22 protein-coding genes are annotated in these 17,425 nt (G+C 68.2%); 14 read left to right on the top strand and 8 right to left on the bottom strand.

Going from position 1 to position 17,425, the window contains the following annotated elements; translation table 11 throughout:
- Nucleotides 1-73 precede the first annotated feature (73 nt).
- Nucleotides 74-520, top strand: coding sequence for a helix-turn-helix transcriptional regulator (locus tag E3O67_RS03805; RefSeq protein ID WP_134430760.1), 447 nt, complete (start codon nt 74-76; stop codon nt 518-520).
- A 121-nt stretch (nt 521-641) separates the two neighbouring features.
- On the top strand, nt 642-740 hold the full coding sequence (locus E3O67_RS03800) for a 30S ribosomal protein bS22 (RefSeq protein WP_003792170.1): 99 nt from the start codon (nt 642-644) through the stop codon (nt 738-740).
- Between the two features lie 86 nt (nt 741-826).
- On the opposite strand, the gene E3O67_RS03795 is transcribed toward E3O67_RS03800, so the two are convergent.
- Nucleotides 827-1,549: an HAD family phosphatase gene (locus tag E3O67_RS03795; protein ID WP_134430763.1), complete on the bottom strand. Its 723-nt coding sequence runs from the start codon at nt 1,547-1,549 to the stop codon at nt 827-829.
- A 56-nt stretch (nt 1,550-1,605) separates the two neighbouring features.
- Here E3O67_RS03795 and E3O67_RS03790 point away from each other — a divergent pair, with 56 nt between their 5' ends.
- Nucleotides 1,606-1,875: a glutaredoxin family protein gene (locus E3O67_RS03790; RefSeq protein WP_134430766.1), complete on the top strand. Its 270-nt coding sequence runs from the start codon at nt 1,606-1,608 to the stop codon at nt 1,873-1,875.
- Complete coding sequence (locus E3O67_RS03785) at nt 1,872-2,168, top strand: Dabb family protein (protein WP_134430768.1); 297 nt, start codon at nt 1,872-1,874, stop codon at nt 2,166-2,168. The genes E3O67_RS03790 and E3O67_RS03785 overlap by 4 nt, the downstream gene beginning before the upstream one ends.
- A 55-nt stretch (nt 2,169-2,223) precedes the next feature.
- Here E3O67_RS03785 and aspS read toward each other — a convergent pair whose 3' ends face one another.
- Nucleotides 2,224-3,552 (bottom strand): aspartate--tRNA(Asn) ligase, encoded by a 1,329-nt coding sequence (gene aspS, locus E3O67_RS03780; protein WP_167726466.1) that lies wholly within the window; start codon nt 3,550-3,552, stop codon nt 2,224-2,226.
- A 63-nt stretch (nt 3,553-3,615) separates the two neighbouring features.
- On the opposite strand from aspS, the gene E3O67_RS03775 reads away from it, so the two are divergent.
- Genes E3O67_RS03775 through ccsB form a run of 5 tightly spaced genes read left to right on the top strand, consistent with a single transcriptional unit; the run spans nt 3,616 to nt 8,279 of the window.
- Nucleotides 3,616-4,260: a histidine phosphatase family protein gene (locus tag E3O67_RS03775; protein ID WP_134430771.1), complete on the top strand. Its 645-nt coding sequence runs from the start codon at nt 3,616-3,618 to the stop codon at nt 4,258-4,260.
- On the top strand, nt 4,257-4,853 hold the full coding sequence (locus E3O67_RS03770) for a TlpA disulfide reductase family protein (RefSeq protein ID WP_135101896.1): 597 nt from the start codon (nt 4,257-4,259) through the stop codon (nt 4,851-4,853). The genes E3O67_RS03775 and E3O67_RS03770 overlap by 4 nt, the downstream gene beginning before the upstream one ends.
- A gap of 2 nt (nt 4,854-4,855) precedes the next feature.
- On the top strand, nt 4,856-5,617 hold the full coding sequence (locus tag E3O67_RS03765) for a cytochrome c biogenesis CcdA family protein (RefSeq protein ID WP_135101894.1): 762 nt from the start codon (nt 4,856-4,858) through the stop codon (nt 5,615-5,617).
- Nucleotides 5,601-7,265 carry a cytochrome c biogenesis protein ResB gene (locus E3O67_RS03760; RefSeq protein WP_134430780.1) on the top strand — a complete coding sequence of 555 codons (1,665 nt, stop codon included), beginning with the start codon at nt 5,601-5,603 and terminating at the stop codon, nt 7,263-7,265. Before E3O67_RS03765 ends, E3O67_RS03760 begins: the two co-directional genes overlap by 17 nt.
- Before the next feature lie 51 nt (nt 7,266-7,316).
- On the top strand, nt 7,317-8,279 hold the full coding sequence (gene ccsB / locus E3O67_RS03755; RefSeq protein ID WP_134430868.1) for a c-type cytochrome biogenesis protein CcsB: 963 nt from the start codon (nt 7,317-7,319) through the stop codon (nt 8,277-8,279).
- Nucleotides 8,280-8,451: 172 nt separating this feature from the next.
- On the opposite strand, the gene E3O67_RS03750 is transcribed toward ccsB, so the two are convergent.
- The 5 genes from E3O67_RS03750 to E3O67_RS16810 all read right to left on the bottom strand — a co-directional run bounded on the left by E3O67_RS03750 (nt 8,452) and on the right by E3O67_RS16810 (nt 11,304).
- Nucleotides 8,452-9,432, bottom strand: coding sequence for an o-succinylbenzoate synthase (locus tag E3O67_RS03750; protein ID WP_134430783.1), 981 nt, complete (start codon nt 9,430-9,432; stop codon nt 8,452-8,454).
- A gap of 80 nt (nt 9,433-9,512) precedes the next feature.
- Nucleotides 9,513-9,776, bottom strand: a complete 264-nt coding sequence (locus E3O67_RS03745; RefSeq protein WP_134430786.1) for a hypothetical protein — start codon at nt 9,774-9,776, stop codon at nt 9,513-9,515.
- A complete protein-coding gene (locus E3O67_RS03740; protein WP_134395424.1) occupies nt 9,773-10,102 on the bottom strand; it encodes an ATP-dependent DNA ligase in 330 nt (109 codons plus the stop codon). Before E3O67_RS03740 ends, E3O67_RS03745 begins: the two co-directional genes overlap by 4 nt.
- Nucleotides 10,103-10,186: 84 nt before the next feature.
- Nucleotides 10,187-11,134 (bottom strand): RNA polymerase sigma factor RpoD/SigA, encoded by a 948-nt coding sequence (locus tag E3O67_RS03735; RefSeq protein WP_194092284.1) that lies wholly within the window; start codon nt 11,132-11,134, stop codon nt 10,187-10,189.
- Complete coding sequence (locus E3O67_RS16810; protein ID WP_167726464.1) at nt 11,131-11,304, bottom strand: hypothetical protein; 174 nt, start codon at nt 11,302-11,304, stop codon at nt 11,131-11,133. The genes E3O67_RS03735 and E3O67_RS16810 overlap by 4 nt, the downstream gene beginning before the upstream one ends.
- A 323-nt stretch (nt 11,305-11,627) precedes the next feature.
- Between E3O67_RS16810 and E3O67_RS03730 the strand changes: the two genes are divergently transcribed.
- The 3 genes from E3O67_RS03730 to E3O67_RS03720 all read left to right on the top strand — a co-directional run bounded on the left by E3O67_RS03730 (nt 11,628) and on the right by E3O67_RS03720 (nt 14,859).
- Complete coding sequence (locus tag E3O67_RS03730; protein WP_134430792.1) at nt 11,628-12,539, top strand: 1,4-dihydroxy-2-naphthoyl-CoA synthase; 912 nt, start codon at nt 11,628-11,630, stop codon at nt 12,537-12,539.
- Nucleotides 12,540-12,545: 6 nt separating this feature from the next.
- The gene (locus E3O67_RS03725) at nt 12,546-13,724 is read left to right on the top strand and encodes an AMP-binding protein (RefSeq protein ID WP_206750556.1); all 1,179 of its coding nucleotides are present in this window, start codon (nt 12,546-12,548) and stop codon (nt 13,722-13,724) included.
- A 154-nt stretch (nt 13,725-13,878) separates the two neighbouring features.
- Nucleotides 13,879-14,859, top strand: a complete 981-nt coding sequence (locus E3O67_RS03720; protein ID WP_135101892.1) for a 1,4-dihydroxy-2-naphthoate polyprenyltransferase — start codon at nt 13,879-13,881, stop codon at nt 14,857-14,859.
- Here E3O67_RS03720 and E3O67_RS03715 read toward each other — a convergent pair.
- Complete coding sequence (locus E3O67_RS03715; RefSeq protein WP_134430798.1) at nt 14,833-15,144, bottom strand: DUF4229 domain-containing protein; 312 nt, start codon at nt 15,142-15,144, stop codon at nt 14,833-14,835. The genes E3O67_RS03720 and E3O67_RS03715 overlap by 27 nt on opposite strands.
- 71 nt (nt 15,145-15,215) lie before the next feature.
- Between E3O67_RS03715 and E3O67_RS03710 the strand changes: the two genes are divergently transcribed.
- Together E3O67_RS03710 and menD are read left to right on the top strand one after the other, a co-directional pair.
- Nucleotides 15,216-15,692 carry a PLD nuclease N-terminal domain-containing protein gene (locus tag E3O67_RS03710; RefSeq protein ID WP_134430801.1) on the top strand — a complete coding sequence of 159 codons (477 nt, stop codon included), beginning with the start codon at nt 15,216-15,218 and terminating at the stop codon, nt 15,690-15,692.
- Entirely contained in the window at nt 15,685-17,418 is a 1,734-nt protein-coding gene (gene menD / locus E3O67_RS03705) for a 2-succinyl-5-enolpyruvyl-6-hydroxy-3-cyclohexene-1-carboxylic-acid synthase (protein ID WP_134430803.1), read from the top strand. Before E3O67_RS03710 ends, menD begins: the two co-directional genes overlap by 8 nt.
- Nucleotides 17,419-17,425: the final 7 nt, after the last annotated feature.

The following is a 17,425-nucleotide window of genomic DNA, read 5'->3' as shown; positions in this document are numbered from 1 at the left end:
GAAACCTCCGACTTGCCCGCGACGAACGTCTGTCGCCATGGTATCCCTCACCGGGAATGACTAGCCTTATGGAATGGCAGACATCTTCGGCGTGGTGGCGGATTCGACCCGACGCGAAATCCTACGCATTCTCCTCGAGCGATACAACCAGTCGAACACGGCCGGTGGCGAGCTGAGCGTGTCTGACATCGTCGACAAGCTCGGATTGAGTCAGCCGACCATCTCCAAGCATCTGAAGGTACTACGCGAAGCCGGCCTCGTGGGGGTCAGAGAAGCCGGTCAGCACCGGTATTACCACCTTGACTACGCACCCCTCGAGGAGATTGAGGATTGGCTGATCCCCTTCCTTAGCGTCGACTTCGACGCCACCGTCGAGGAGCTGGCCGAGGAGACCGAGGGCCTGAAGGTGGAGCAGCGGGCATTCGCTGCCGCCATTGGGAAGGCCTTCGCGGATACGTCATACCAGATGGCGCATGCGGTCAAAGATGCCAAGCCCCGAAAATGGCGGAAAATCGAATAGCAGGCGGCCCCCGCTCTCGAATGCGACCACCGCGTAGGAGAGTGTTCTTTTTCCGGTAGACTGCCATTTACCGTGTCTGTCGCGAATCCCGCGGCAAAACCAATTCTTTTGTGAGGTCCGTGTGGGTTCTGTAATCAAGAAGCGACGCAAGCGTATGGCGAAGAAGAAGCACCGCAAGCTGCTTCGTAAGACTCGTCACCAGCGTCGCAACAAGAAGTAGGCGGTTCTGTACGGCTGAATGGGCCGTACCGTTCCCGAGCTGTACTGCTCGAAATATTTACCGGCGTGAGCGTTAGGCCCCTGGGTCTAACGCTTTTTGCTTGCCCGGGTGGCGGCCTTGATGCTGCGGCGCTTGAGGATCATCACCGGCCAGTGACGCGCCGAGGCATAGCGGCGCAGCGTCGCATCCGGGTTTACGACCACCGGATTGCCGACGAGGTCCAGCAGCGGAATGTCGTTGTGCGAGTCGGAGTAGGCCCAGCAGTCGGCCAGGTCGGCGCCGCTGCGCTCGGCCTGCGCGTTGGCGGCGACGGCCTTGCTGGAGCCATGGCAGACGCCGTCGATGAGGCGGCCCGTGAAGATGCCGTCGACGGCCTCGAGCCGGGTGCCGAGCGCGCCCGTGAGACCCAGTCGTTCGGCGATGACGTCCGCCACCTCCTGGGCGGTCGCGGAGACGAGCCAGACCTCGCGCCCGGCCCTGACGTGAGCGCGGGCGACGGCGACCGTTTCCGGCCAGAGACGCTGCAGGAGGCGGGCGTCGACGATCTCCGTGCTGAGCGCGACGAGTTCGTCCCGGCTGTAGCCGACGACCACTTCCAGCGCGCGCTCCCGAATGCTCGCGAGGTGCACCCTGTTCTCACCGACGTAGAGGAATCGGGCCTGCTTCCAGGCGAAGGAGAGCACGTCCCGGCCGGTGACCAGTCGCCGCCGCCAGGCGCCCACTCCGAGGTGGTACAGGCTGGCGCCGCGCAGAAGGGTGTTGTCCACGTCGAAGAACGCGATTGCTGGGGCGAGGGAGTCTTCGGACATGTGTGCGGTCAAGTCTAGTTGCGTGCCGCACCGGCGGGCCAGCATAGGCTGGAGGGATGGCTACCGCACTCCTCACCCTGATCGGCAAGCCCGGCTGTCACCTCTGCGACGACGCCCGGGATCTGGTCGGCAGCGTCATGACGAAACTCGCCGATGACCCGTCCGCCCCCGAGATCGTGCTTGAGGAGCGGTCGATCCTCGACGACGCCGCGCTGCACGCCCTGTACGTCGAGGACATCCCCGTACTCCTGCTCAACGGCAAGGTGCACAACTACTGGCGCATCGATCCGTTGCGGCTGCGCACGGCGCTTCTGGCCGTGCGATGATCCGGCACATCGTCTCCTGGCAGCTGGCCGCGACCGACGCGGCCGAGAAGGCGACTGCCGCGGCCGGAATCCAGGCGCGGCTGGAAGGGCTCGTCGGCGTCGTCGATGAGATTCGCTCCCTGCGGGTGGGTTTCGACGTCGCCGGCGGCGCCAACTGGGACGTCGTGCTGATCGCCGACTTCGACGATCTGGACGCGGTCGACCGCTACCAGGTGCACCCGGCGCACCAGGCCGCGGGAGCCTTCATCCGCTCCGTGGTGTCGTCCCGGATGGCCGTCGACATCGTCGTCTGACCTGCGGACCGTTACCCCGGCTGTCCCGCCGAACTCGGCGGGTCAGCCCTCCCGGTCACGGCTCGAGGCGCGTTGGGCCGCGGAACAGGTAGGTGACCTCGCGGATGCTGGCCTGGTGCAGCATCAACATCAGGACCCGGGCGAGGCCCATGCCGAACCCGCCGTGCGCCGGAACGCCGTAGCGGAAGAAGTCGAGGTAGCCTTCGATCTCCTCCGGGTCGACGCCTTTCTCCTTCGCCTGCTCGACCAGGATGTCGATGCGGTGCTCGCGCTGTGCGCCGGTGGAGATCTCGGTGCCGTTGAAGATCAGGTCGTAGCTCTTGGTGATGCTCGCGTCACCCTCGTGGCGCATGTGGTAGAACGGCCGGATGCTCGAGGCGTAGTCGGTGAGGAAGACGAACTCGTGGCCGAAGGTCTCGAGCACGTAAGCGGCGATCTGACGTTCGCCCTCCGGGTCCATGTCGTCGTCGTCGCGCGGAACCTCGTAGCCGCGGTTCTTGACGATCTCCTTGGCCTCGGCCAGCGGGATGCGCGGGAACGGCGTGCTGGGCACGGCGACCTCGACGCCGAAGAGGGCCAGGACCTCGTCGCCGTGCTTCTCCTTGACGGCGGTGAATCCGGCGACGAGCAGCTCCTCGTGCAGCTTCATGACGTCTTCGTGGCTGTCGATCCAGCTGATCTCGGAGTCGACGCTGGTGAATTCGGTGGAGTGGCGGCTGGTGAAGGACGGGTCGGCGCGGAACGCCGGTCCGACCTCGAAGATCTTGCCGAAGCCGGCGGCCTGTGCCATCTGCTTGAAGAACTGCGGGCTCTGCGCGAGGTAGGCCTTGGTGTCGAAGTACTCCACCTCGAACAGCTCGGCGCGGGACTCGCTCGCGCTGGCCATCAGCTTCGGGGTGTGCAGTTCGATGAAGTCGTTGTCGATCCAGTACGTTCGCAGCGCGTGCTCGAATGTGGTCTGGAGACGGAAGATCAGGTTCTGCTTGGGCTGGCGCAGGTCAAGGAAGCGCCAGTCGAGGCGCTTGTCCAGACTGGAGTCCGACGCAATGGGGGTCTCTGGGATGGCGACCGTGACGACCTCGAGAGTCGCGAGCTTGATCTCAATGCCGCCGAGCTTGACGCGCTCGTCGTGCTTGAGCTCGCCGGTGACGGTGACGAAGCTGCCCTGCGAGAGGGTCGAGATGGTGGTGGCCGGTTCGTCTGCGACGACGGTGCCGTCGGCATCCGTGGTGCGCGGGTTCACGAGCTGCACCGCGCCGGATTCGTCGCGCAGCACGACGAACTGCACCTTCTTCTGGTCCCGGACGGTGTCGACCCATCCGGACACCGTCACGGGTCCATTGTCGAGGGCGGCCAGGTTCTTGATCAGTATGCGCTCAGTCACCGGTCAAGTTTAGCCGCACGGCTCTCGGCGTATTCGCGGGTGCCCCCTCCGTAGACTGGAAGGGTGGTAGCCAGTCAGGTACATCTCGTGCGGCACGGTGAGGTTTTCAACCCCGAACGCGTCCTGTACGGGCGCCTGCCCGGATTCCGCCTCTCCGACCTGGGCGCGCAAATGGCCGCTGTCGCGGCCGCCGATCTGGTGGATCGCGGGTGCCCCGTCGTTCGTGTCATCTCCTCTCCGCTGCAGCGCGCACAGGAGTCGGCCGCGCCGGTCGCTGCGGCCTTCACCCTTCCGGTCGACATCGACCCGCGCATCATCGAGCCGACCAATTTCTTCGAGGGCAAACGGATGCGGGGCACGGGTGGGGCCCTGCACGATCCCCGCAGCTGGCCCGCGCTGATCAACCCGCTGCGCCCCAGCTGGGGCGAACCGTTCGACTCGATCAGGAAGCGCATGCTCACCGCGATCGAGGATGCCCGCAACTCGGTCGACGAGGGCGACGTCGTGCTCGTGAGCCACCAGCTTCCGATCTGGATGGTGCACCGCGCCCTGGCCCGTCAGCGCCTGGCCCACGATCCGCGCAAGCGTCGCTGCGACCTGTCGAGTGTGACCACCCTGTCCTGGCCCGGCGGCCTCCTCGCCGAGACCGGCTACTCCAACCCTGCCCTGTCGCTGCAGGCCGGCGCCTCGGACGTAGGAGCCGTATGAACCTTCGTCCCCGCGCCGCCGTCACAGCCTTGGTCGCCGTGGCCCTGCTGCTGACCGGGTGCTCCACCGACCCGCTCGCAGAGCAGTACCGTGAGGGCAGCAGCAAGGGCTTCATAGCCGGCGACGGCAGCTGGACCGAGATCCCGGCCGCGGAGCGCGGCGATCCCATCGTCTGGAGCGGCGCCGACGAGAACGGTGCACCGCTCGCCAGCGAGGACTATGCCGGCAAGGTCGTCGTGGTCAACTTCTGGTACGCCAGCTGCGCGCCCTGCCGGGCGGAAGCCCCGGCCCTGCAGAAGCTCAACGAGGAATTCGGTGGCACGGACGCCCACTGGGTCGGCGTCAACGTGCGGGACCAGGCCGCGAACGCGACCGCGTTCAACGAGAGCTTCGGCATCACCTATCCGTCAGTGATGGACGTCGACAACGGGAGCATGCAGCTCGCATTCAGCGGCAGCATCCCGCCCAACGCCGTTCCCACCACGCTGGTGCTCGACCGGTCAGGCCGGGTCGCGGCCCGGATCCTCGGTGCGGTCTCGGAGCCCTCGATCCTCGAGACCCTCGTGCGCGACGCGATCGCCGAGGATTCGTAGGCGTGGACAACCCCTTCGGCGAGATCGTCTTCAGCGGACAGCTTGTCCTGGCCATTCCCATCGCCGTGCTGGCCGGGCTCGTCTCGTTCGCCTCTCCCTGCATCCTCCCGCTCGTGCCCGGCTACCTGGCCTATATCGGCGGCTTCACCGACGGCAGCACGACCGCCGCGCGCGGCGACCGCCGGGGCCGCAATCGTCTGCTGCTCGGGGTCGCGCTGTTCATCCTCGGTTTCACCCTCGTCTTCGTGCTCACCGGATTCATTTTCGGCGTTGCCGGGTTCTGGCTGAACCAGTATCGCGATGCGATCACCCGCATCGCCGGTGTCGTCGTGATCCTGCTCGGCCTGGTGTTCGTCGGCCAGTTCGGTTTCGCGCAGCGCAGCATGAAGGCATCCTGGAAACCGCGGATGGGCCTGGCCGGCGCCCCTCTGCTCGGCGCAGTCTTCGCCGTGGGCTGGACCCCTTGCACCGGCCCGACGCTCACCGCCATCAACTCCCTCAGCCTGACCACGGGCTCTCCCTGGCAGGGCGGCCTGCTGGCCCTGTTCTACGCGCTCGGGCTGGGCATCCCCTTCCTCCTGATCGCACTCGGCCTAAGCTGGGCGACCGGTGCCGTTTCCTTCCTGAAACGGCACGTCCGGGCCATCAATCTGTTCGGCGGACTCCTCCTCGTGCTCATCGGCGTGCTCATGGTGAGCGGCGTGTGGAACGTCTGGCTCCTCGACCTGCAAGGAACGATCGGAAGTTATGTCCCGGCCATCTGACCACTACGACGCCCCTGCCTCCGCGGGAATCGTACAGCCGCGCCTCGGCTTCGTCGGCTGGCTGCGCTGGTTCTGGCGCCAGCTGACGAACATGCGCACCGCGCTGTTCCTGCTGCTGCTGCTCGCGATTGCCGCCGTGCCGGGCTCCCTGGTTCCCCAGCGCAGTTCCGACCCAAACGGGGTCACCCAGTACTTCACCGACAACCCCGACCTGGCGCCGCTGCTGGACAAAGTCCAGGCTTTCGACGTCTACTCGTCGGCGTGGTTCTCGGCCATCTACCTGCTGCTGTTCATCTCGCTGATCGGGTGCGTCATCCCGCGCACCAAGCACCACTACCTGGCGCTGCGGGCCAAGCCGCCGCGCACTCCCGCCCGGCTGTCCCGGCTGGCCGGCTTCACGACGCGCACCGCTCCGGCCGGCACGGATGCCCAGGCAGCGGTCGAGTCCGCCCGCCGGCTTCTGAAGACCAGCGGCTACCGGGCGGCCGTCTTCGAGAATCGCGGGGAGACCTCGGTCTCGGCCGAGCGCGGCTACCTGCGCGAAACCGGCAACCTGGTCTTCCACTTCGCCCTGGTCGGAATCCTGATCACGGTCGGGTTCGGCGGCGGCTTCGGCTTCAGCGGCCAGCGTGTGCTGGTCGAGGGGCAGACCTTCGTGAACACGCTGCTGGCCTACGACTCGTTCAACCCCGGCCGGTTCTTCAATGACGCCAGTTTGAAGCCGTACAAGCTCACCCTCGATGACTTCGACGTCGTCTACGAGGAGAAGAACCTCAAAGCCTATGGTCAGCCGATCGACTTCACGGCCGACGTCACCATCACCCCGCGAGGTGAGGATGCAGAGTCCAGCCAGGTCAAGGTGAACGGGCCGGCCCGCACCGGCGGCACCGACGTCTACCTGCTCGGCAACGGCTACGCACCGACCATCACCGTGAAGGACCCGAACGGGGTGGTCGTCTTCACCGACTCCGTGCCGTTCCTGCCGCAGGATGCCAACCTCACCTCCCTCGGCGTGATCAAGATTCCCGACGGGCTGGCCGAGCAGCTCGGCATGATCGGTTTCTTCTACCCGACCCAGGCAGAGGCAGAATCCGGGGCGTTCTTCTCCTCCTTCCCGGATTTGCAGTACCCACTGCTGACCCTCAACGTCTACTCGGGCGACCTGGGCCTGGACGCGGGCGTGCCGACCTCGGTCTACTCGCTCGACATCGACAAGATGACCCAGCTCACCGGCGGCAAGACCGACGTGGAATCGATCGAGCTCACGCCGGGGGATACGAGGGACCTTCCGAACGGCCTCGGCACCGTCAGCTTCGACGACGCCGCCCCGGGGGCGCAGAACGGGGACTTCTCCGGTTCGGTGCTCCGGTTCGCCTCGTTCGACATCCATCACGACCCCACCCAGCTCTGGGTGCTGTCCTTCGCCGTGCTTGCACTGCTCGGTCTGCTGACGTCGCTGTTCGTGCCGCGCCGGCGGGTCTGGGTGAAGGCCGTGACGGCGCAGGACGGCTCGCTGCGCCTCGAGTACGCGGGTCTGGCCCGCGGCGAGGACCCGGCCCTGGAATCCGCCGTCTCCGACCTCGCCGGTCGGCATACGGACCTGCTGTTCTCCTCCCAATCGGCCACCCCGGCATTCGAACAGAAATAGGCTGACACCGTGAATCTCAACGAGCTCTCCATTCTGAGCCTTTACTCGGCCATGGCGGTCTACGCCCTCGCGTTCATCGCCTTCTCCTTCGACCTGGCGAAGCGCTCCGCGGCGGTCACCTCAGCCACGGCGGCGGACGACCGGGAGCGCCTAGCCGGTTCCGCGCACCGGGAAGCGGCCGAAACCTCGGGCGGAACCACCACTCTGACCCGCATCAGTGCACGCATCGCTAACGACGCGGTCACCCCCTACGGCCGCTCGGCCAGCCTGCGGGTCGGCGTCTCGCTCACCGTGCTGGCCTGGCTGATCCACCTGATGTCGGCCGTGCTCCGCGGAGTGGCGGCTGAGCGGGTGCCCTGGGCGAACATGTACGAGTTCGCGATGACGGGAACCCTGCTAATCGTGTCGGTGTTCTTGATCGTGCTGACCCGAGCCGACCTGCGCTTCCTCGGCACCTTCGTCACCGGAATGGTGCTCGTGCTGCTCGGCATCGCGGCACTACGCTTCTACGTCGAGGTCGCGCCCCTGCCGCCGGCGCTGCAGTCGGCTTGGCTGGTCATCCACGTTTTCGTGGCCTCGCTGGGCACGGGCTTCTTCGCGCTCGGGTTCGCCCTCTCCACCGTGCAGCTCCTCCAGTTCCGGCGGGAGTCGCTCCTCGCGTCCGCGAAGAGCGGGCGGCTGCGGTTCCTGGCCACCCTGCCGTCGGCGGCCACGCTGGAGAACCTCGCCTACCGGGTCACTATCATCGGCTTCATCCTCTGGACCTTCACCCTCATGGCCGGTTCGATCTGGGCCGAGCAGGCCTGGGGCCGGTACTGGGGCTGGGACACGAAGGAGGTCTGGACGTTCATCATCTGGACCCTCTACGCGGGCTACATCCACGCCCGCGCGACCCGCGGCTGGCGCGGCTCACGGTCGGCCTGGCTGTCGATCATCGGCTTCGGCGCCGTCATGTTCAACTTCGGAATCGTCAATGTCTTCTTCAAGGGCTTGCACGCCTATTCCGGCCTCTAGCCGAACGCTCTGCCGCCTGACGAATTCGACGGAGATTTTCCCCAAACCGGGCCAAAAGGGGCCGAAGAGCTGCCGTGAGCCCACAATCTCCGTCGAATTCGTTCGGGGCGTGACGGCGGTCCCGGCCGTGGGGCGGCCGTGGCACGGGTGAGGCAGTAGCCGGTGGACGGCGCTAGTCGGTCAGCAGCGCGTAGCAGCGGGTCAGTCGGGCCAGCCACCAGTCACGTCGGTCGTCTGCTGCCGCGTAGCGGTCGAGCAGCTCGGGGTCAGGGGTGACCCGGCGAACCGGGATGCCGCCGTCGATCGGCAGCAGCGGGTCGGCGGTGATGTCGGCGCCGAGGAGCGAGGCCGTGCCGAGCCCGCAGTCGAAGTTCAGTTCCGGGATCGCGCCGGCCAGGTGGGCACCCATCGAGATGCCGACCGAGGTGTCGAGGGCGCTGGATACCACGGCGGGCAGCCCGGTCTGGTTGATCAGCGCCAGTGCGGCGTGGATTCCGCCGAGCGGCGCCGCCTTGATCACGAGGATGTCCGCGGAGCCCGTGCGGGCGACCAGCAGCGGGTCCTCCGCGCGGCGCACGCTCTCGTCGGCGGCGACGCCGACGTCGAGGTAGCCGGTCCGGCGGCGGATCTCGGCGAGTTCCTCGATGGTGGCGCACGGCTGCTCCACGTACTCGAGATCGAACTCGTTGAGGGCGTGGATGGCGTGCTCCGCCTCATCGACGTTCCAGAGGCCGTTCGCATCCACACGGATGCGCCCCTCCGGCCCGAGGACGCGGCGCACCATACGGACGCGGGCCACGTCGTCCGCCAGCGTCTGGCCGGGGTCGGCGACCTTCACCTTGGCGGTTCGGCAGCCGGGGAACCGGGCGAGCACGCCGGGTACCTCCTCGGCGGTGACCGCCGGCACCGTGGCGTTGACGGGGATGCGCTCCCGTAGCAGAGGGGGCGTGACCTGCCAGCCGAAATCCAGGGCGGCCCGCAGCCAGGTGACCGCCTCCGCGTCGTCGTATTCGGCGAACGGTGAGAACTCCGCCCAGCCTTCCGGTCCCTTCAGAAGCAGCGCCTCGCGGGTGTCCAGTCCGCGGAACCGCGTGACCAACGGCAAGGCGACGACGCGGGCAGATCCGAGCAACTCAGACAGTGTTGGCAGCATACGTCCAGTGTGCCAGCCGAGGGCCTTCCCGGGGAACGCCCGCAGGTCTGGGGCGTCCGACCGCGGTGATCTCCGACGGATCAGAGCACGTCATGGTTGAACGCCCCGTCCACCTCGAGATCGATGTCCGTGCCGTTGTTCGGCTTGAAGTTGAGAATCGCGAAGGGGACACCCGGCACGATCAGCAGGTAGGCGTCTTCAAAGCGCCCACCGCCGCTGTTCACCCGCAGCCAGTAGGGCTTCCCCGACCCGAGCGCGGCCTCGACCTCGTTTTGGATGGACTCGACCGACCGGCCGCCGAGCGAGTACTGCGCCCCGCCGTAGACAATGTCGACTCGGTTCACGATTCGTCCTTCACCAGTACTGTCGCAGGTCGGTGTGGCTCCGGCACGAGCTGCAGGCCGCCGGAGGAATTGGCGGAGAGCATGAGGGCTTCGATCCATTCGCGGTTGAGGCTGGGGGAGCGCCCGCCGAAATACTTGTAGGCCAGGGGGATCGCGGGATGCAGCCAGATCGTGCTGCGACCGTCGCCGCCCTGGGGGTCGTCTCGCCAGGTAAAATAGAAGCACTCACCGCGGCGTAACTTCGCCCCGATGACGACCTGGATGTGGGCGAGGACCCGGTCGTCGAAATCTGCTGTCAAGGACGAGTTGTACGTGAGCTTGCCCATATCTCCCCCGATGACAAAGTTAGAGCTGACCATAGCGCGAACGGGCGCGCGTCACCAAGCTCATTTCGGGGGATATTGCCCGGATCAGTCCCGCAGGTACCGCTCGAGTCGGGGCACGTGCAGCAGGGCGAGTGCGCGCTTCTCGATCTGGCGCACCCGTTCCCGGGTCACGCCCTGTACGACCGCGATCTGGTCCAGCGTGCACGGCGCGCTGCCGTCCAGGCCGAACCGGGCTGTCAGAATGGACCGTTCCCGTGGCGGAAGCGCATCGAGATAGAAGCTGATATCGGCTGCGCGCAGAGTCACCGTCGCATACTCGTCGGGCTGGGGCAGGTCGTCGTCGATGATCAGCTCGGAGATGTCGCCGATGCCGTCGCCGACCGGGGAGTGCAGGGAAATGGGCTCGTTGTCGTACTGCAGCAGCCGGGACACGTCCCGGGCCGGGATTTGGGAGGCGTCGGCGAGTTCTCGCAGCGTGGGTTCGCGGTCGAGGGTGCTGGTGAGGTCGCGGCGGATGCGCTTGATCTTGTTGAGTTTCTCCGCGGTGTGTACGGGGATGCGGATCATGCGGGATTTGTCGGCCATGCCGCGGTGGATGGCTTGGCGGATCCACCAGGTGGCGTAGGTGGAGAATTTGTAGCCGGTCATGAAGTCGTATTTCTCGACGGCGCGGACGAGGCCGATGTTGCCGTCTTGGACGAGGTCCATGATGGGCATGCCTCGGCCGGAGTAGTGCTTGGCGATGCTGACCACCAGGCGCAGATTCGCTTCAATGAAGTGGTTCTTGGCCCGGCGGCCGTCGTGGGCCAGCCAGGCCAGCTCGCGGGCCAGTGACGGGTCGTCGACTCCGTGGGACAGCTTCTCCGCGGCGAAGAGCCCGACTTCGATGCGCTGGGCGAGGGTCACCTCGTCGACGGCGGAGAGCAGGGGGCCCTTGCCGATGTGGCGCAGGTAGTCGCCGAAGGCATCCGTCGACGCGCTGTAGGGTGCGGGAGCGGGCGAGGGCTGGGTCTGTTGCGTGACCGTGCTCATCGCACTGCCGCCCCGGTGGGTGCCGGACGGACGGCGAGACTGGCCGTTGCCCGGTCGAAGGAGGAGAAGTACGACCGCTCCCGAGGGCGGCCGAAGTCCGTCACCTCGAATGCGTCGTCCACGCGCTGGATGAATCCGACGAGAGCCGCCGGATCGCCGTCGGCGATCATCCGGTCACTGATGCGCCATTCCGTGGGGGAGAGTTCGCTGATTCCGATGTCTCTCGCGGGGGCGGTCGAATTCTGTGTGAGAGGAGTCCGAGTGCGCTGAGTCCGTGTGAACTGGGTCTGTCGCCCGTCTTCGCGGATCGTTTTTCGTGTGCCATTGCCGGCCATCACTACCTCCGAGTATTTCTCAATAGTTCAGTACACAGGGTGAACACGGAGGCCTCAAGGGGCTTGACTTTGCCACTCGAAGGGGGGTGTATACCTGCTCCGGAGCGGCTCGTGGCCGGCCGCAATCCGCCGCCGTGGGCCCGCGTAGGCTGGGGTGCATGATCGAACAGGTTTCCGAAATCTTCGACCCGAGCCAGTGGCAGGAGGTCGCGGGCTTCGACCGCCTCACCGACGTCACCTACCACCACGACGTGACCGGGCGGATCGCCCGGGTGGCGTTCAACCGGCCCGAGGTGCGGAACGCGTTCCGCCCGCACACCGTCGACGAGCTGCACGCCGCCCTGGAAGACGCACGCGTCAACCCGCGCATCGGGGTGGTGCTCCTGACCGGCAACGGACCGAGCCCGAAGGACGGCGGCTGGGCGTTCTGCTCCGGTGGGGACCAGCGCATCCGTGGCCGGGACGGTTACAAGTACGCCGAGGGCGAGACCGCATCGGGGATCGACAAGGCCAGGGGCGGCCGGTTGCACATCCTCGAGGTGCAGCGGCTGATCCGGTTCATGCCCAAGGTCGTCATCGCGGTCATCCCCGGCTGGGCGGCCGGCGGCGGCCACTCCCTGCACGTGGTCTGCGACCTCAGTATCGCCAGCGCCGAGCACGGCAAGTTCAAGCAGACGGATGCCGACGTCGGCTCCTTCGACGCCGGCTACGGCAGCGCCTACTTCGCTCGCCAGGTGGGGCAGAAGGCCGCCAGGGAGGTGTTCTTCCTGGCCCGCGAGTATTCCGCCCAGCGCGCCTTCGAGATGGGGGCCGTGAACGCCGTCGTGCCGCACTCCGAACTCGAGGTGGAGGCGCTGGACTGGGCCCGGACGATCCTGACCAAGTCGCCCACCGCCATCCGGATGCTGAAATTCGCCTTCAACGCCGTGGACGACGGCCTGGTCGGCCAGCAGGTGTTCGCCGGGGAGGCCACCCGCCTCGCCTACGGCACCGACGAGGCGGTCGAGGGGCGCGACGCGTTCCTGGAGAAGCGCGACCCCGACTGGGGTCCCTACGACTGGCAGTTCTAGGCGATCATGACCCGGCGGCTGAGGGTGGTGCCGGTCGGTCACCCGCTCGACCTGATGGGCCCGTTGCGCCTGGCGCTGGCCAACACCGGCGACGCCGTGCTGCCGGTGCCGCGGGGGCAGGAGGCCGCAGCTCGGCCCGGCCTGGGCCGGTTGCCCCGGCAGGTGGCCGTGGTGATCGAGACGTCCGGATCGACGGATGCGCCCAAGCGCGTGATGCTCAGCACCGACGCCCTGCTGAGCAGCGCCGCCGCGTCCAGCGTGCGCCTCGGTGGCACCGGTCAGTGGCTGCTGGCGCTGCCCGTGCACTACATCGCCGGGGTGCAGGTTCTCGTGCGTTCGATCGCGGCCGACACCGTCCCCGTCGTGCTGCCGCCCGGCCACTTCGACCCGGGCGTGTTCGCCGCCTCGGCCGAGCTCCTCACCGAGCCGCTGCGATTCACCGCCCTAGTGCCGGTGCAGCTGGCCCGGCTGGTCGCTGCGGCCGCGGACGACCGTCACCTGCTGGCCGTGCTGCGCCGCTTCGACGGCATCCTGGTCGGCGGCCAGGCACTGCCCCCGCAGCTCGCCGAACGGGCCTTCGACCTCGGCCTGCACGTGTTCGCCACCTACGGCTCGTCGGAAACCTCCGGCGGCTGTGTCTACAACGGCACGCCCATCGGCAGCACCGCGGTGCGCGTCGTCGACGGGCAGCTGGAGCTCAGGGGCTCCCTGCTCGCCGAGGGGTATCTGGATGACCCCGGTCGCACGAGCGACCGCTTCATCGAGGTGCACGGGCAACGCTGGTACCGCACCGGCGACCTGGGCGAGGTGGATGCCGCGACCGGGATCGTGCGCGTGCTCGGCCGCGTCGACAACGTGATCATCTCCGGCGGCGAGAAGGTATCGCTCGACGCGGTCGAGCGGGTCGTTCGGTCGCTGCCGGGCCTCGGCGAGGCCGTGGCGGTGGGGCGGCCCGACGCCACGTGGGGCCAGGTTCCGGTGCTGGTTGTGCCGGATGGCGCCGGGGAGGCACCCGGAGAGGCCGTCCTCCCCGAAGACTCCCTGGAGCGGATCGGGGAAGCCGTGGCATCCGTGCTGGGCAAGGCGGCGAGGCCCGCGCGCCTTGTGCGGGTCGCGTCGATTCCGCAGCTTCCCACCGGCAAACCCGACCGCCGGCAGCTGAGCCGGATGCTCGCCGATCTTTGAGCCGCCGAGAGACCGTGCCACCGAGAGACCGGGAGACCGAGAGACCGAGCCACAGGGACGCCGGGACACCGAGCCACCGGGACACCGAGCCACCGGCACGTACTATGAAGTCGTGGCACACGGAGCGCGGCCGGTCAGGCCCTCACAACAGCGATTGAACCCCACGGCAGCGACGAAGTCGGCGGCCCGGAACGGAAAGTCGGGCAACCCGGCGCGGCGCAACGGCCCCGCCGGACGCGGCCCGTCTCAGGCTGCCCCCGCCACCGCGGGCGACTGGATCTCCGGAGCGCGCCTGCGGACCCTCCCGCTAGCGATCGCCCCGGTGGCCCTCGGCACCGGAGCGGCGATCGTCGCGAGCGGCCCCGGCATCTTTCACCCGGTGCGCGCGGTACTCGCCCTGATCGTGGCCCTGTGCCTGCAGATCGGCGTGAACTACGCCAACGACTACTCCGACGGTATCCGCGGCACCGACGCCAACCGGATCGGCCCAGCCCGGCTGACCGGCAGCGGGGCCGCCCGGCCCCGAGCCGTGCTCACGGTCGCCGCCGCGTTCTTCGCGCTCGCCGCGCTGGCCGGCCTGACCCTGGTCGTGCTGACCGGCCAGTGGTGGCTGTTGCTGGTGGGAGCCGCCGCCATCGTCGCGGCCTGGTTCTACACCGGCGGCCGCAAGCCGTACGGCTACTTCGGGCTCGGCGAGGTCTTCGTCTTCGTGTTCTTCGGCCTCGTGGCCACCACCGGCACGACCTACGTGCAGGTCGGCACCGTGAACACCGAAAGCTGGCTGAGCGGCGTCGGCATCGGCCTGATCGCCATGGCCGTGCTCATGGTCAACAACCTGCGAGACCTGGAGCCGGACCGCGCCTCCGGCAAGCGCACCCTCGCGGTGCTGATCGGGAACACGGCGTCGCGGGTCGTCTTCTGCCTGTTCCTGCTGCTGGCGTTCGTGATCGTCGCCTTCTTCGCGATCTACTACCCGCTGGCCTGGCTGACGTTCTTCGTGCTGCTGCTCGCGGTGCCGGCCGGGTTGATCACGGTGACGGCGAAGACCGCCGCGGAACTGGTGCTGGCCCTCAAGCTGACCAGCTTCGCGGGTCTGGCCTACGGGCTGCTACTCGCCTTTGCCTTCGCGCTGTAGGTCGGTTTCGACCGCCCGCGCGGCGGCGCGGTCAAGGGCCGCGTCCTCGGATTCGGCGTCCGGGTGCACCGGTTCCTTGTCGGGGTGCCGTGCCTGGTACAGACCCAGAGCGACCTTCTCGCGAGGCTTCCGCAGGAAGATGAAGGAGAGCGAGGCGCCGATCAACGCGCTGGCGATCGCGGCGATCCACCACTCGATCCGGAGAGCGAGCATCACGGCGAGCGGAACGGCGAACAGGAGCACGCGGAAGACCGAATAGGACACCCAGGCGGGAACAGCTTTCATGGGCCCAGTTTAGATTGCCGGGCTGTGCGATCACTCACCGATCTCACGGGTGGGAGCCATACACTATGGGGATGGTCCGCCTGTGGTTCGCTCTTGGAGTCGTCGTCGTCGTCCTCACCGTCTATACGCTGGTGGATTGCGCGCTTCTGCAACGACCCCGGGTGCGCGGGCTTCCGCGGTGGGTGTGGATGTTCGTGATCGTGCTCATCCCCGTGATCGGGCCGGTGCTGTGGCTGGTGATCGGTCGCGGCCGCGCCAGCACGGGAAAGATCGTGCGTTCATTGGCCCCCGACGACGACATCGACTTCCTCAAGGGTCTGGACCGGGCCAAGTCCGACCAGGAACGGCTTCGTGCCCTCGAGCAGGAGCTTGCCGACCTCGACGCTCCGGATCCCCGGGACCTCGGTACCACAGGCGCCTCCGGCACGACCGGTACGACCGGCCTGACCGGCCAGGGCAACCAGTCCGGCCAGGACGACCCGGCCGGGGTCGAGCCGAAGAAAGCCGAGCCGGGCGAAGGCGATCTGCCTGGCCGGCGGGATGCCTGACATCACGCCCAGCGGTAGCCCGGCCACAGACTTCAGCGTCTCTCTCCTGGGTGAATTCGTGCGTCTCGGCGTGCGCGACGTGGTGCTCAGCCCGGGCGCGCGGTCGCAGGCCCTCGCCCTGGCCTCGGCCGAACTGGAGCGGATCGGTCTGATCCGGCTGCACGTGCGCCTGGATGAGCGCGGTGCGGGGTTCCTCGCTCTGGGCCTCGCGGTCGAGTCCGGCCGGCCGGCGCTGGTCGTCTGCACCTCGGGCACGGCCGTGGCCAACCTCCACCCCGCGGTGCTCGAAGCGCATCACTCCGGGGTGCCCATGATCCTGCTTACGGCCGACCGGCCGAGCGAGCTCCGTGGCATCCGTTCGAACCAGACCACCCTGCAACCCGGCCTGTTCGGCGTGGCGACGCGGCTGTGCGTCGATGTGCCCGCACCGGAGGGCGCGGCCGCCGAGCACGCCGACGCCATCACTCTGGCCCGCCGGGCGACGGATGCCGCCACCGGCGCCACCTCGCTCGATCCGGGCCCGGTGCAGCTCAACCTGGCGTTCCGGGAGCCGTTGTCGGCGCCGGTGGCGCTCACCGCCGACGCCATCTCGGGCCCGGCCGTCGTTGCAGAGTCGGCCGCGCTGCTCGACGCGTCCGTCGTGTCCGCCGCCACCGAACCGGTCTTCCTGGTCACGGGCGGCCCGCGCACCGTGGTCATCGCCGGTGCGGGCGCCGGCGCCGAGGCCGAGGAGTTCGCGCGCGCCGGCGGCTGGCCGCTGCTGGCGGAGGTGTGCAGCGGTGCACGGTTCGGCCCGAACCTCGTGTCCGCCTACCGCGAGCTGCTGCTGGCCTCCGACCTGGGCGGCCGGGTCGAGCGCGTGGTCGTGTTCGGTCATCCGACGCTCAGCCGCGAGGTGCCGGCCATGATCCTGCGCGAGGGCGTGGAGACCATCGTGGTGGCTCCCTCCGGCATCGAATGGTTCAACCCCGGACACCGGGTGCGCGTCTTCGCCCGTGCCGCCGCCCCGGATGCGGCGGCAATCGAAGCGGCCGGCACCTCCGAGGGGCGGGAATGGCTGGGACGCTGGGTGATGTCCAGCCGCCACCTGCTGGCCGCGGGGGCCGCCCGGGAGTCGATCCCGATGAGCGACCGCGGGATCACCCGCGAAGAACTGGCCGCGATGCGCGCGCCGGTCACCCGACCCATGCTCGTGGACGCCGTCTGGCGCGCCTCCTGGCCGCACGACCGCCTGGTTTTCGGTGCCTCCCGGCTGGTGCGGGTGGCCGACCGCCGCGTTCCCGGCAAGAAGATCTCCGTGCACTCCAACCGGGGCCTGGCCGGTATCGACGGCACGATCGCCACGAGCGTCGGCATCGCGCTGGCCAGCCAGACCGGGCCGACCCCGCAGTCCACCGGGCTCACCCGGCTGGTGGTCGGCGACCTCACCCTGCTGCACGATGTCGGATCGCTCCTGCTCACCCCGGGGGAGGCGCTCCCGCGGCTGCAGATCATCGTCGGCAACGACGGCGGCGGCACCATTTTCGATGGCCTCGAGGTGGCGGCATCCGCCCGCGCCGACGCCGTCAACCGGGTTCTTTTCACCCCGCAGCAGGCCGACCTGGCCCATCTCGCCGCGGCCTACGGCTGGTCCTACGGTCTCGCGGCCACGCGGAGCGACCTCGAGCGGAGCCTGACAGCACCGCACGCGGGGCCGAGCATCCTCGAGGTTCCGCTGGTTCGCTAGGTTTGCC

It is taken from the genome of Cryobacterium sp. TMT3-29-2 (assembly GCF_004564305.1).
Lineage (GTDB): Bacteria > Actinomycetota > Actinomycetes > Actinomycetales > Microbacteriaceae > Cryobacterium > Cryobacterium sinapicolor.
The sequence above is the reverse complement of the archived record's forward strand: the minus strand, read 5'-3'. Positions and strand labels throughout refer to the sequence as shown.

Coding starts and splice junctions, on each gene's coding strand:
- E3O67_RS03805 (WP_134430760.1), top strand. CDS start 74: ATGGCAGACATCTTCGGCGTGGTGGCGGATTCGACCCGACGCGAAATC.
- E3O67_RS03795 (WP_134430763.1), bottom strand. CDS start 1,549: ATGTCCGAAGACTCCCTCGCCCCAGCAATCGCGTTCTTCGACGTGGAC.
- E3O67_RS03790 (WP_134430766.1), top strand. CDS start 1,606: ATGGCTACCGCACTCCTCACCCTGATCGGCAAGCCCGGCTGTCACCTC.
- E3O67_RS03785 (WP_134430768.1), top strand. CDS start 1,872: ATGATCCGGCACATCGTCTCCTGGCAGCTGGCCGCGACCGACGCGGCC.
- E3O67_RS03770 (WP_135101896.1), top strand. CDS start 4,257: ATGAACCTTCGTCCCCGCGCCGCCGTCACAGCCTTGGTCGCCGTGGCC.
- E3O67_RS03760 (WP_134430780.1), top strand. CDS start 5,601: ATGTCCCGGCCATCTGACCACTACGACGCCCCTGCCTCCGCGGGAATC.
- ccsB (WP_134430868.1), top strand. CDS start 7,317: ATGGCGGTCTACGCCCTCGCGTTCATCGCCTTCTCCTTCGACCTGGCG.
- E3O67_RS03750 (WP_134430783.1), bottom strand. CDS start 9,432: ATGCTGCCAACACTGTCTGAGTTGCTCGGATCTGCCCGCGTCGTCGCC.
- E3O67_RS03740 (WP_134395424.1), bottom strand. CDS start 10,102: ATGGGCAAGCTCACGTACAACTCGTCCTTGACAGCAGATTTCGACGAC.
- E3O67_RS03735 (WP_194092284.1), bottom strand. CDS start 11,134: ATGAGCACGGTCACGCAACAGACCCAGCCCTCGCCCGCTCCCGCACCC.
- E3O67_RS16810 (WP_167726464.1), bottom strand. CDS start 11,304: ATGATCGCCGACGGCGATCCGGCGGCTCTCGTCGGATTCATCCAGCGC.
- E3O67_RS03730 (WP_134430792.1), top strand. CDS start 11,628: ATGATCGAACAGGTTTCCGAAATCTTCGACCCGAGCCAGTGGCAGGAG.
- E3O67_RS03725 (WP_206750556.1), top strand. CDS start 12,546: ATGACCCGGCGGCTGAGGGTGGTGCCGGTCGGTCACCCGCTCGACCTG.
- E3O67_RS03715 (WP_134430798.1), bottom strand. CDS start 15,144: ATGAAAGCTGTTCCCGCCTGGGTGTCCTATTCGGTCTTCCGCGTGCTC.
- E3O67_RS03710 (WP_134430801.1), top strand. CDS start 15,216: ATGGTCCGCCTGTGGTTCGCTCTTGGAGTCGTCGTCGTCGTCCTCACC.
- menD (WP_134430803.1), top strand. CDS start 15,685: ATGCCTGACATCACGCCCAGCGGTAGCCCGGCCACAGACTTCAGCGTC.